The 12,720-nt window shown below is 64.5% G+C and carries 10 protein-coding genes; 4 read left to right on the top strand and 6 right to left on the bottom strand.

Going from position 1 to position 12,720, the window contains the following annotated elements:
• The first annotated feature begins 36 nt into the window (after window positions 1-36).
• The 3 genes from FAS41_RS08955 to FAS41_RS08945 are packed head-to-tail and all read left to right on the top strand — an operon-like array spanning window position 37 to window position 3,634.
• Window positions 37-948, top strand: a complete 912-nt coding sequence (locus FAS41_RS08955) for a putative 2-dehydropantoate 2-reductase (protein WP_138521339.1) — start codon at window positions 37-39, stop codon at window positions 946-948.
• Between the two features lie 58 nt (window positions 949-1,006).
• Window positions 1,007-3,058 carry an ATP-binding protein gene (locus tag FAS41_RS08950; protein ID WP_138521415.1) on the top strand — a complete coding sequence of 684 codons (2,052 nt, stop codon included), beginning with the start codon at window positions 1,007-1,009 and terminating at the stop codon, window positions 3,056-3,058.
• A 3-nt stretch (window positions 3,059-3,061) separates the two neighbouring features.
• Window positions 3,062-3,634 (top strand): cob(I)yrinic acid a,c-diamide adenosyltransferase, encoded by a 573-nt coding sequence (locus tag FAS41_RS08945; protein WP_138521337.1) that lies wholly within the window; start codon window positions 3,062-3,064, stop codon window positions 3,632-3,634.
• Window positions 3,635-3,799: 165 nt separating this feature from the next.
• Here FAS41_RS08945 and FAS41_RS08940 read toward each other — a convergent pair whose 3' ends face one another.
• The 4 genes from FAS41_RS08940 to secA all read right to left on the bottom strand — a co-directional run bounded on the left by FAS41_RS08940 (window position 3,800) and on the right by secA (window position 9,664).
• Window positions 3,800-4,750: a Nudix family hydrolase gene (locus FAS41_RS08940; RefSeq protein WP_138521335.1), complete on the bottom strand. Its 951-nt coding sequence runs from the start codon at window positions 4,748-4,750 to the stop codon at window positions 3,800-3,802.
• Window positions 4,751-4,821: 71 nt separating this feature from the next.
• Window positions 4,822-5,451, bottom strand: a complete 630-nt coding sequence (locus FAS41_RS08935; RefSeq protein WP_138521333.1) for a glutathione S-transferase family protein — start codon at window positions 5,449-5,451, stop codon at window positions 4,822-4,824.
• A 136-nt stretch (window positions 5,452-5,587) separates the two neighbouring features.
• Window positions 5,588-6,805, bottom strand: a complete 1,218-nt coding sequence (gene argJ, locus FAS41_RS08930; protein WP_138521331.1) for a bifunctional glutamate N-acetyltransferase/amino-acid acetyltransferase ArgJ — start codon at window positions 6,803-6,805, stop codon at window positions 5,588-5,590.
• A 108-nt stretch (window positions 6,806-6,913) separates the two neighbouring features.
• Window positions 6,914-9,664 (bottom strand): preprotein translocase subunit SecA, encoded by a 2,751-nt coding sequence (gene secA / locus FAS41_RS08925; RefSeq protein WP_138521329.1) that lies wholly within the window; start codon window positions 9,662-9,664, stop codon window positions 6,914-6,916.
• Window positions 9,665-9,954: 290 nt separating this feature from the next.
• On the opposite strand from secA, the gene FAS41_RS08920 reads away from it, so the two are divergent.
• Window positions 9,955-10,422: a DUF721 domain-containing protein gene (locus FAS41_RS08920; RefSeq protein ID WP_138521327.1), complete on the top strand. Its 468-nt coding sequence runs from the start codon at window positions 9,955-9,957 to the stop codon at window positions 10,420-10,422.
• Between the two features lie 69 nt (window positions 10,423-10,491).
• On the opposite strand, the gene lpxC is transcribed toward FAS41_RS08920, so the two are convergent.
• The gene (lpxC, locus tag FAS41_RS08915; protein WP_015475884.1) at window positions 10,492-11,403 is read right to left on the bottom strand and encodes a UDP-3-O-acyl-N-acetylglucosamine deacetylase; all 912 of its coding nucleotides are present in this window, start codon (window positions 11,401-11,403) and stop codon (window positions 10,492-10,494) included.
• A 112-nt stretch (window positions 11,404-11,515) separates the two neighbouring features.
• Entirely contained in the window at window positions 11,516-12,700 is a 1,185-nt protein-coding gene (gene ftsZ / locus FAS41_RS08910) for a cell division protein FtsZ (protein ID WP_017518095.1), read from the bottom strand.
• Between the last annotated feature and the right edge of the window lie 20 nt (window positions 12,701-12,720).

The raw sequence follows: 12,720 nt of genomic DNA, 5'->3' as shown, positions 1-12,720 counted from the left end.
TTCGCGGTAAGCCCCCGAAACCGCGAAGTTCCTCCCATGACCTGGACCATCCTCGGCGCCGGCAGCCTCGGTTGCCTGTGGGCCGCCCGCCTGTCCCGCGCCGGCCTGCCGGTGCGCTTATTGCTGCGTGACCGCCAGCGCCTCAACGCCTACCGCGCCCTCGGCGGTATCACCCTGGTGGAAGACGGTCGCGAGAGTCTCTACCCCATCCCGGCGGAAACCGCCGCCCAGGGCGCACCGATCCAGCGTCTGTTGCTGGCCTGCAAGGCCTACGACGCCGAATCTGCGGCCGCCAGCGTGGCCGCGCGGCTGGCACCCGGTGCCGAACTGATCCTGTTGCAGAACGGCCTGGGCAGCCAGCAGGCGGTCAGCGCCCATCTGCCGCGCGCACGCTGCCTGTATGCCTCCAGCACCGAAGGCGCATTCCGCGAGTCGGATTTCCGCGTGGTGTTCGCAGGCCGAGGGCAGACCTGGCTGGGCGACAAGGATGGTGGGCCCGCACCGGGATGGCTGACTGAATTGGAGCAGGCCGCGATTCCCGCCCAGTGGAGCGAGAACATCCTGGAGCGCCTGTGGCGCAAGGTCGCTCTGAACTGCGCAATCAACCCGCTCACCGTGCTGCACCAGTGCCGCAACGGTGACCTGGCCAGCCACCCGGAGGAAGTCGCCAAGCTGTGCGACGAGCTCGGACAACTTCTGCACGCATCCGGCTACCCAGAAGCCGCGCGGGAGCTGCAAGGCGACGTGGAGCGCGTCATTGCCGCCACCGCGGCGAACTTCTCCTCCATGTACCAGGACGTCGCCCAAGGTCGGCGCAGCGAGATCGCCTACCTGCTCGGCCACGCCTGCCGCGAGGGTGATCGCCTGCACTTGGCCATGCCGCAACTGCGCGCCCTGCACGAACGCCTGCGCGCCTACCTGGTGGCGCGCGGATTGCCCGACACCTGATCGCGGGCTACCCTGCCCGCCTTCCCTGTTTCCTACGAAAGCGCCCATGCCTTCACCCATGAACCTGCGCCAGCGCCTGGAAGACCTGCCGGTCGGCCAGAAGATCCTCGCCGCCCTGCTGGTGTTGCTGGCGACCGTGATGCTGGTAGCCAACCTTGCCTTCATCAGCGCGGCCTACTGGATTTCCCAGGACAGCGTCGCGCCCCAGGCCCTGCAAACCATCGGCCGCCTGATCGCCAACCCGGCTCTCAGCGAGCCGGCACTGTCCTCGCCGACCCAGGCCCAGGTGCTGCTGCGCCAGTTGGACGACTACCAGCCGCTGCGCGCCGCCGCGCTCTACGACAGCAATGGCGAACGCATCGCGCAGACGCCCAGCAACGGCCCGGTGGCTCTGCCCGAGCGCCTGGACCATCTGGAGCGCTGGCGACAGCACGAATACCGCCTCAATGCCCTGTTCGAACTGCCCCAGGCCGGCCGCAACAGTGGCTACCTGCTGCTGGTGGCTAGCAGTGAACTGCCCGGCGCCTTCTACACCGGCACGCTCACCGCCAGCCTGGTCATCCTCGCCGTCTCGGTGCTGCTCTGGCTGCTCATCGCCCAGCAGATCCGCCGCCTGATCACCCGGCCGATCCGCAGCCTGGAAGAGCTCTCGCGCCAGGTCACCCGCGAGGAGAACTACGCCCTGCGCGCCGAGCGCGGCAATGCCGACGAGATTGGCCGCCTCGCGGACGCCTTCAACACCATGCTGACCCGCATCGAGGCTCGCGAGCAGCAGCTCAAGCGCGCGCGCGACGATGCCCAGGAAGCCGTGGAACAGGCCCAGTCACTGGCCGAGGAGACCCGCCGCTCGAACCGCAAGCTGGAGCTGGAAGTCCAGGTGCGCAGCAAGATCGAGAAGAAGCTCACCGGCTTCCAGCACTACCTCAACAGCATCATCGACTCCATGCCGTCAGCGCTGATCGCGGTGGACGAACAGCTCTACGTCACCCAGTGGAACCAGGAAGCCAGCCAGCTCTCCGGCACCAGCCTGGACGATGCGGTGAATCAGCCGGTGTTCCTTGCCTTCCCGTCGCTCAAGCCCTTCCTGCCGCAGCTCACCCGCGCCGCCGAGCAGCACAAGGTGGAGCGCGTCGAGCGCGTCACCTGGGCCCTCACCGACGCCCCACGCCACTACGCGCTGACCTTCTACCCACTGATGGGCGGCACCGGCCGCGGCGCAGTGATCCGTATCGACGACATCACCGACCGCCTGGGGATGGAAGAGATGATGGTGCAGTCGGAGAAAATGCTCTCCGTCGGCGGCCTCGCCGCCGGCATGGCCCACGAGATCAACAATCCGCTGGGGGCCATCCTGCACAACGTGCAGAACATCCGCCGGCGCCTGTCGCCGGACCTGCCGAAGAATCTCGAAGTGGCCGGTGAAGTGGGCGTACGCCTGGACGACCTCAACCACTACCTGGAGGCACGGGAGATTCCCAAGCTGATGGATGGCATCCAGTACGCCGGTTCCCGCGCGGCGAAGATCGTCACCCATATGCTCTCCTTCAGCCGCCGCAGCCACCGCCAGATGGCCGCCTGCGAGCTGCCGGCGCTGCTGGAACAGGCCGTGGAGATCGCCGGCAACGACTTCGACCTCACCGGCGGCTTCGACTTCAAGTCCCTGGAGATCGTCCACGAGTACGACCCGCGCCTGGGCCCGGTCCCCGTGATCGCCAACGAGATCGAACAGGTCCTGCTCAACCTGCTGAAGAATGGAGCCCAGGCCATCCACCTGCGCGACGACGAGGAAGAAGGCGAGTACGGCCGGATCACCCTGCGCACCCGGCTCAATCCACCGTGGGCAGAAATCCACGTGGAGGACAACGGCTGCGGCATGCCGGAGAACGTGCGCAAGCGCATCTTCGAGCCCTTCTTCACCACCAAGGAAGTCGGCCAGGGCACGGGGCTGGGCCTGTCGGTCTCGTACTTCATCGTCACCAACAACCACAAGGGGCAGATGGAAGTGCAGTCCGAGCTGGGCGTGGGCACCTGCTTCACCATCCGTCTGCCGCTGGCCGCCGAGATTTCAGCGCCGCTGCCGCTATTGGCGCAGGGCGACAAGGAGCATTGAGCCATGGGCAATCGCCTGTCGAAGATCTACACCCGCACCGGCGATGCCGGTGAAACCGGCCTGGCCGACGGTCGCCGAGTGCCCAAGCACCATCCGCGCGTGGAAGCCATGGGGGCGGTGGATGAGTTGAACAGCCATCTCGGCCTGCTGCTGGCTGGACTGAACGAGGCGCGCAGCAGTGCGCTGGAAGAAGTGATCGGGGTACTGGCACCGATCCAGCATCGCCTGTTCGATCTCGGCGGAGAGTTGGCGATGCCGGAATACCGCGCGCTGAACGATGCCGAAGTGGAACGCCTGGAGCAGGTCATCGACCGCTGGAACGAAGAGCTCGGGCCGCTGAAGAACTTCATCCTGCCCGGCGGCTCGCGCCTGGTCGCCCTCGCCCACCTGTGCCGTGCCCAGGCGCGCAACGCCGAGCGCCGCTGCCAGCAGTTGAACGCCGAAGAGCCACTGGAAGGCGCGGGCCTGCGCTACCTGAATCGCCTGTCCGACCTGCTGTTCGTCGCTGCGCGCTTCATAGCCCGACGCCAGGGCGTGGAAGAGATTCTCTGGCAAGCCGCTGAAAAGCCCGCCTGATCGACGTGACAGGCCACTCACACCGGGAAATGACGCAGCCAACCTGTAGGAGCGCGCCATGCGCGCGATCGCGGGCATGGCGCGCGCTTACAGGGAGCACGGCGGTGTTTCGTAGGATGGTGTGGAGCGAAGCGATACCCATCGCCGCTCCACGTAAAGTGCCGATCAGCCTTCGGCTTTCGGCCAGAACGCTCGAATACCCGCAACGCCCTGGGCCCCAGCCTGCCACGCGCGCTCGACATCCTGCGGGCCGACGCCACCGAGCAGGAACACCGGCTGGTTGAAGCCATCGATCAGCTCCGCCGCCACCTCCCAGCCCAGCGCCGGCTCGCCCGGATGGCTCTCGGTGGGCTGCACCGGGGACAGGGTAACGAAGTCCACACCCATGCGTGCCGCCAGCTCCAGCTCCTCGGCGCTGTGGCAGGAAGCCGCCAGCAGGCGCTCGCGGGGGAACGGCCGGCCGTTGGGCGCGTACTTGCGCAGCTGCTCGGAAGTCAGGTGCCAGCCGGCCGCCGGGAAGTCTCCCAACCATTCCAGCGGGCCTTTCAGCATCAGTTGCGCCTTGCCCGCGCACAGGCCCTGCACGTCGACAGCGAGGTCGCGGTATTCGGGGCTGTACATGTTCGGCGCGCGCAGCTGAATCAGGCGGATACCACTGGCAACGGCGGCACGCACACCCTGCACCAGCTGCGGGATCTCCAGGCCGTCGGGGGTGATCAGGTAGCGGTCTGGCAGGCGCGCGGCCTGCACGATCGGCTCGTTGGCCGCCGGGAATTCGTAGTCCACCAGGTCACGCGGGGCGACCCAGGCCAGCGGCTGTCCCTCGGCGCCATGGGGCGCGCCGGAGAAGGCGGAGACCTCCCAGACATCCAGCAGTACATGCTTGTCGCTATAGTCGTGCTGTACTCGGATCAGCGGGCGCGCCTGCTCGACGTCGATACCGAGCTCTTCCTTCAGCTCGCGGGACAGAGCAACCTGCACCGCTTCGCCTTCTTCCACCTTGCCACCGGGAAACTCCCAGAGACCTCCCTGGTGCTTGTCGTCCGGACGGCGGGCGATCAGCACCCGGCCATCGAGTCCGCGAATGACGGCGGCGGCGACATGTACTCGTTTCACAGTGCTACTCCTCAATCCGATTCAGGCGGGGCCTACGCAGAGGAGCATTCTAACGTCATTGGCGGCCAGCATCAGGCGCGTTCGACCATCGCCGCGTCCAGCCAGGGACGGAAGACCGGCCAGGCGTAGATGGCATCGACGTAGTTCTGCGCCTCGATGGGCAAGGTCACGCAGTAGCTGCGCAGGCGTGTCGCAATTGGCGCGTAAAAGGCATCGGCGATGCTGGCGTGACCGAACAGGAAGGGACCGTCCTGGCCGAACTGCTGGCGACACAGGGCCCACAACTCGACGACGCGGGCGATATCCGCCTCCACCGCTTCGGGAACATCGGCCAACGGCTGGTTGCGCTGGATATCCATGGGCATGTGCGAGCGCAGCGCCATGAAGCCGCTGTGCATCTCGGCGCAGACTGAACGAGCCAGCGCTCGCGCCGCTTCGCCACGGGGCCAGAGGTGCGCTTCGGGGAAGCGTTCGGCGAGGTATTCGGCAATCGCCAGAGAGTCCCAGATCAGCCCGTGCTCGCACTTGAGTGCCGGCACCTTGCCACTGGGCGAGTGCTCGCGGATACGCCGGGCGGTATCCAGGCCGCCCAGGGGAATGAGGATTTCCTCGAACTCGGCGCCGGTGAGCTGCATGGCCAGCCAGCCGCGCAGGGACCAGGAGGAAAGATTCTTGCTGCCGATGATCAGGGTGAGGGACATGGACGCGATGCTCTTGAGGGTCAGTCAGGAGACCTTAGAGCGCGGCAGCCATGAAAACAAATTCCCGATTTTCATCGATCCATGAAAATCGGGAATCCGAGTGAAGCGATGCGCCGGCGCCTGGGCCGGCGCGGGATCAGGTGCGGTATTCCGCGTTGATCTTCACGTACTCGTGGGACAGGTCGGTGGTCCAGATGGTCTCGCTGCAGGTGCCGCGGCCGAGATCGATACGGATGGTGATCTCCTCCTGGGCCATGACTTTCGCGCCCTGGTCTTCGGTGTAGCTGGTGGCACGGCAGCCACGGCTGGCGATGGCCACGTCGTCCAGGAACACGTCGATCAGGCTCACATCCAGGTCCGGCACGCCGGCACGGCCGACGGCGGCGAGGATGCGGCCCCAGTTCGGGTCGGAAGCGAATAGCGCAGTCTTGATCAGCGGCGAGTGCGACACGGCGTAGCCGACGTCCAGGCACTCTTGATGAGTGGCGCCGCCGTTCACCTGCACGGTGACGAACTTGGTGGCGCCTTCGCCGTCACGGACGATGGCCTGGGCCAGTTCCATGGAGACGTCCAGCACGGCCTGCTTCAGCGCGGCGAACAGCGCGCCGGTGGCGGCGGTGATTTCCGGCAGCGCAGCCTGGCCGGTGGCGACCAGCATGCAGCAGTCGTTGGTGGAGGTGTCACCGTCGATGGTGATGCGGTTGAAGGACTTGTTCGACGCATCGCGCAGCAGGTCCTGCAGCACGCCCTGGGCAACCTTGGCGTCGGTGGCGATGTAACCGAGCATGGTGGCCATGTTCGGCTTGATCATGCCGGCACCCTTGCTGATGCCGGTGACGGTGATGGTTACGCCATCGTGCTGGAACTGGCGGCTGGCGCCCTTGGGCAGGGTGTCGGTGGTCATGATGCCGGCAGCGGCGTCGGCCCAGTTATCCACAGACAGGTTGGCCAGCGCTGCAGGCAGCGCGGCTTCGATCTTCTCGACCGGCAGCGGCTCGCCAATCACCCCGGTGGAGTACGGCAGCACGGCGTTTTCCGGCACCCCAGCCAGTTCGGCCAGCTTGGCGCAGGTGCGGGTGGCATTGGCCAGGCCCGGCTCGCCGGTGCCGGCGTTGGCGTTGCCGGTGTTGGTCAGCAGGTAGCGCACCGGGCCCAGGAAGCGCTTGCGCGCCAGGATCACCGGGGCGGCGCAGAAGGCGTTGGTAGTGAACACACCGGCCACCGTGGAGCCCTCGGCGCAACGCATCACCACGATGTCCTTGCGGCCGGGTCGCTTGATGCCGGCAGAGGCGATGCCGAGTTCGAAACCGGGGACCGGGTGCAGGGTGGACATGGGGCCGAGACCAACAGCCATGTGGCGCGCTCCTATCGAGTCAGTGAATCATTCAATCAGTGGATCAAATGAGAAAAACGCCGCGAGCGGCAGAGCCGGTCGCGGCGTCGGTATCAAGGCCGGGAAGTGTTATTCCACCTGACCGTGGCAGTGCTTGTACTTCTTGCCCGAACCGCAGGGGCACGGCTCATTGCGGCCGATCTTCGGTTCGTTGCGGATGGGCTCCATCGGCACCACGTTATCGGCCGGCAGTTCGCCTTCCTCTTCCGGATCGGCGGTGACCTGCTCCATCGACGGCGCGGCGGCGTGCTGGAACTGCATGCGCTTGGCCATTTCCTCGGCTTCGCGACGCAGGCGGGCTTCTTCTTCGGCCGGGTCTTCGCGGCGCACCTGGACGAAGGACAGCACGCGGATGGTGTCGCGCTTGATGGAGTTCAGCAGGTCCTGGAACAGGTTGAAGGACTCGCGCTTGTACTCCTGCTTCGGGTTCTTCTGCGCGTAGCCGCGCAGGTGGATGCCGTGACGCAGGTGATCCATGGTGGACAGGTGGTCCTTCCACAGATCGTCCAGCACGCGCAGCAGCATCTGCTTCTCGAAGGTGCGCAGGGCTTCGGCACCCGCCATGTCTTCCTTCTCGTTGTAGGCCGCCACCAGCTCGGTGAGGATCTTCTCGCGCAGGGTCTCTTCGTAGAGCTTGTCGTCTTCGTCCAGCCATTGCTGGATCGGCAGCTTCAGGCCGAAGTCGCTGTACAGCGCCATCTCCAGGCCGGTGATGTCCCACTGCTCAGGCAACGATTGCGGCGGAATGTGATCGCTGACGGTATTGTTCAGGGTCTCTTCGCGGAACTCGACGATGGTCTCGCCGATGTTGTCGGCCGCGAGCAGGGTGTTGCGCATGTGGTAGATCACCTTGCGCTGCTCGTTGGCGACGTCGTCGAACTCCAGCAGTTGCTTACGAATGTCGAAGTTGCGGCCTTCGACCTTGCGCTGGGCCTTTTCGATGGCGTTGGTCACCATGCGGTGCTCGATCGCCTCGCCCGGCTGCATGCCCAGGGCCTTCATGAAGTTCTTCACCCGGTCGGAGGCGAAGATACGCATCAGGTGGTCTTCCAGCGACAGGTAGAAGCGGCTGGAACCCGGGTCGCCCTGACGGCCGGCACGGCCGCGCAGCTGGTTGTCGATACGGCGGGATTCGTGGCGCTCCGAGGCGATCACATGCAGGCCACCCGACTCGATGACCTGCTGGTGGCGCTTCTGCCAGTCAGCCTTGATCTGCGCGACCTGCTCGTCAGTGGGATTCTCCAGCGCGGCGACTTCCACTTCCCAGTTGCCGCCCAGCAGGATGTCGGTACCCCGACCGGCCATGTTGGTGGCGATGGTGACCGCACCCGGACGACCGGCCTGGGCGATGATCTCGGCTTCCTTCTCGTGGTACTTGGCGTTCAGTACCTTGTGCTCGATGCCGGCGTTCTGCAGCAACTGCGAAACGTATTCGGACGTCTCGACCGAGGCGGTGCCCACGAGGATCGGACGACCCAGCGCCTGGCACTGCTGGACGTCGGTGATGATGGCGGCGTACTTCTCGTCCTGGGTCAGGTAGACCAGGTCGTTGAAGTCCTTACGGGCAACCGGACGGTGGGTCGGGATCACCACCACGTCCAGGCCGTAGGTCTGGCGGAATTCGAAGGCCTCGGTGTCGGCGGTACCGGTCATGCCGGCCAGCTTGGTGTAGAGGCGGAAGTAGTTCTGGAAGGTGGTCGAGGCCAGGGTCTGGCTCTCGGCCTGGATCGGCAGGTTTTCCTTCGCCTCGATGGCCTGGTGCAGGCCCTCGGAGAGGCGACGGCCCGGCATGGTGCGGCCGGTGTGCTCGTCGATCAGCAGGACCTGGTCGCCCTGGACGATGTATTCCACGTTGCGGTGGAACAGGGTGTGGGCACGCAGCGCCGCATAGACGTGGGTCAGCAGGCTGAGGTTGTGCGCGGAGTAGAGGCTCTCACCCTCGGCCAGCAGGCCGTTCTGGGTCAGCAGTTCCTCGACGTAGGCATGACCCTGTTCGTTGAGTTCGACCTGGCGGGTCTTCTCGTCGATGCTGTAGTGGCCCTGCTGGGTCACCTGGCCTTCGACTTCCTCGATGTGACGCTTCAGGCGCGGGATCAGCTTGTTGATCTTGATGTACAGCTCGGAGCTGTCTTCGGCCTGGCCGGAGATGATCAGCGGGGTCCGTGCCTCGTCGATGAGGATGGAGTCCACTTCGTCGACCACGGCGAAGTTCAGTTCACGCTGGAACTTGTCTTCCAGGCTGAACGCCATGTTGTCGCGCAGGTAATCGAAACCGAATTCGTTGTTGGTGCCGTAGGTAATATCGGAAGCGTAGGCAGCGCGCTTCTCTTCCGGCGGCTGGAACGGGCTGACGATGCCGACAGTCAGGCCGAGGAACTCATACAGCGGACGCATCCAGTTGGCGTCGCGGCGGGCCAGGTAATCGTTCACGGTGACCACGTGCACGCCTTTGCCGGACAGGGCGTTCAGGTAGACGGCCAGGGTACCTACGAGGGTCTTGCCCTCACCGGTACGCATTTCGGCGATCTTGCCTTCGTGCAGGGACATGCCGCCGATCAGCTGGACATCGAAGTGGCGCATGCCCATCACGCGCTTGCCGGCCTCGCGAGCTACGGCGAAGGCTTCCGGAAGGATCTGGTCGAGGGTTTCACCCTTGGCGACACGTGCCTTGAACTCTTCGGTCTTGGCCTTCAGTTGCTCATCGGAAAGCGGGACCATCTGGGGCTCGAGTGCATTGATGGCCTGGACCTGCTTGGCCATGCGCTTCACTTCGCGCTCGTTCTTGCTTCCAAAGAGTTTTTTCAACAAAGGCGCAAACATATCGACTGGGTCATCCGAACTGGAGAATTGGAGGGCTGCCCGACTGGCTGGCCGCGGCGCGGAACGGCAATGAAGCGGGCATTCTACCCGGAAACTTCCGGGAAAAAAGTGCCGAAGTCATCCTCCGAAGCTTCGCATTCTGCGAGCTTGGGAGCAATGCATGGGCGGACAACTTTGAATCCGAGTGGGTGATATGGTGACGCAGCCGGGCAACTTCAAGGGCGGACGGTGGCATCTGGCCCTGAGCGCATCTGTTACCATCCCTCTTCATTCACTCCCGGTTGCCCCCCATGGCCTTCCGCCCCCTGCCCGCCAAGGCGATGACCAAGCTGCTTCGTGAAGCCAAGCCGCTGCAGTCGCTGTTCGCCCAGGCACAGCGCCTCTCGCGCCTGCAGGAACTGCTCGACTCGCAACTGCAGCCCGCCGCGCGCCCTTACTGCCGTGTCGCCTCCTGGCGAGAAGGCAGTCTGCTGCTGGTCGTCACCGACGGCCACTGGGCCACGCGCCTGCGCTACCAGCAGAACCGCCTACTGCGGCAACTGGCCGCGTTCGAGGAGTTCAGGGGCCTGGCGCGCATCCTGTTCAAGGTGCAACCGGCGATCCAGGCGCCAACCCGTGTGAACACCAACCGCATCACCGAGTCTGCCTCCGCCACCCTCCACGAAGCCGCCGAAGGCATCAGCAATCCGCAACTCAAGGCCGCCCTCGAGCGACTCGCCAGCCGTAGCCGGAAATCAGCGGAGCCGGGCGAGGAGTAAATAGCGGGTATAAAAAAAGGCCACCCGAAGGTGGCCTTTGAAAGTTGTAGCTGAAAGGAGGAGGTTTCCTTATACGGCCGCAGCGGGTCGCATATAGGAGATCGGCGCAGTCTTGGCGTCCTCGAAGGTCACCACTTCCCAAGCGTCCTTGTCTGCGATGAGGGTACGCAGGAGACGGTTGTTCAGGGCGTGACCGGACTTGTAGCCGATGAACTCGCCGATGAGGCTGTTACCCAGCAGGTACAGGTCACCAATGGCGTCCAGGATCTTGTGCTTGACGAACTCGTCCTCGTAACGAAGACCATCTTCGTTGAGCACTCGATACTCGTCGACCACGATGGCGTTCTCCACGCTGCCACCCAGAGCCAGGTTCTGGGAGCGCAGCATCTCGATGTCGCGCATGAACCCGAAGGTACGGGCGCGGCTGACTTCCTTCACGAAGGAAGTACTGGAGAAATCCACCACGGCTTTCTGGGTGCGACCACGGAAGACCGGATGATCGAAATCGATCTCGAAGCTCACCTTGAAGCCGTCGAACGGAACGAAGGTGGCGCGCTTGTCGCCCTCTTCCACCGTCACTTCGCGCTTGATTCGGATGAACTTCTTGGCCGCTTCCTGCTCTTGCAGGCCAGCGGACTGGATCAGGAATACAAAGGGACCCGCGCTGCCGTCCATGATCGGTACTTCCGACGCGGACAGCTCGACATAGGCGTTGTCGATTCCGAGGCCGGCCATGGCCGAAAGCAGATGCTCCACGGTATCCACTTTGACGTCACCCTTGATCAGGGTGGTCGACATGGTGGTTTCGCCGACGTTCGAGGCCCGGGCAGGAATTTCCACCACAGGGTCGAGGTCAGCCCGGCAGAACACGATGCCAGTATCGACGGGAGCCGGCTTCAGGGTCAGGTAAACCTTCTCCCCGGAGTGCAGGCCGACACCGGTCGCCCGGATGATGTTCTTCAAGGTGCGTTGTCTGATCATGGCTTTGGCCGCTTTCGCGCAAGTTGCGAACTGTTGTCAACAATGGGCGGCGATGATAGCAGAACCGCCCTTTGCTGAACACCAATCACATTGATACTCCTGATAAATCGACTCAATCGGCCTGACGACGCAGGAAGGCCGGGATGTCCAGATAGTCCAGATCGTCCTGCGGATTCAACTTGGCCGCGGTGGCTGCGCCGCCGTGGTTCTGGTTGCGCATGACGGTCGGACGGTCCAGGTCACGGTAGTTCACCGACTGCTGCTCGCGCTGAACCGGAGCCTGGGTGCTGACGGCCTGGGTCTGAACGGTGTTGTCGACGACCTTGACCGGCTTCTCCAGGCGCGCGCCCAGACCGGTGGCGACCACGGTGACGTGCAGCTCGTCGCGCATGTCCGGATCGATCACGGTGCCCACTTTCACAGTGGCGTGCTCGGAAGCGAACTGCTCGATGATGTTACCCACGTCGGAGTACTCGCCCAGGGACAGGTCCGGACCGGCGGTGATGTTGACCAGGATGCCGCGGGCGCCCTGCAGGTTGACGTCTTCCAGCAGCGGGTTGCGGATCGCGGCTTCGGTCGCTTCGCGAGCGCGGTTCGGGCCGCTGGCGCAACCGGTACCCATCATGGCCATGCCCATTTCGCTCATGACGGTTTTCACGTCGGCGAAGTCGACGTTGATCATGCCCGGGCGCTTGATGATGTCGGAGATACCGCGAACGGCACCGGCCAGTACATCGTCAGCCTTGGCGAAGGCGGCCAGCAGGCTCGCGTCCTTGCCCAGGATGGTCAGCAGTTTTTCGTTCGGGATGGTGATCAGCGAGTCGACGCTTTCCGCCAGCGAGCGGATGCCTTCGTCGGCGATCTGCATGCGCTTGCGACCTTCGAACGGGAAGGGACGGGTGACCACGGCCACGGTGAGGATGCCCATTTCCTTGGCAACCTCGGCGATGATCGGCGCAGCACCGGTACCGGTACCGCCACCCATGCCGGTGGTGATGAAGACCATGTCGGCACCTTCCAGGACTTCGGCGATACGCTCGCGGTCCTCGATGGCGGCCTGGCGGCCTACTTCAGGGTTGGCGCCAGCGCCCAGACCCTTGGTCACACCCGGGCCGAGTTGCAGCACGGTGCGCGCGGCGATGTTCTTCAGCGCCTGCGCATCGGTGTTGGCACAGATGAATTCGACGCCATCAACGTTGTTCTTGGCCATGTGGTTCACGGCGTTACCGCCGCCGCCACCCACGCCGATCACTTTGATGACTGCTGTTTGCGGGACGTTATCTACCAGTTCAAACATTTCCCCTCTCCTTCCTTTCT

It is taken from the genome of Pseudomonas nicosulfuronedens, from assembly GCF_005877905.1.
Classification (GTDB): Bacteria; Pseudomonadota; Gammaproteobacteria; order Pseudomonadales; family Pseudomonadaceae; genus Pseudomonas; species Pseudomonas nicosulfuronedens.
The sequence above is the reverse complement of the archived record's forward strand: the minus strand, read 5'-3'. Positions and strand labels throughout refer to the sequence as shown.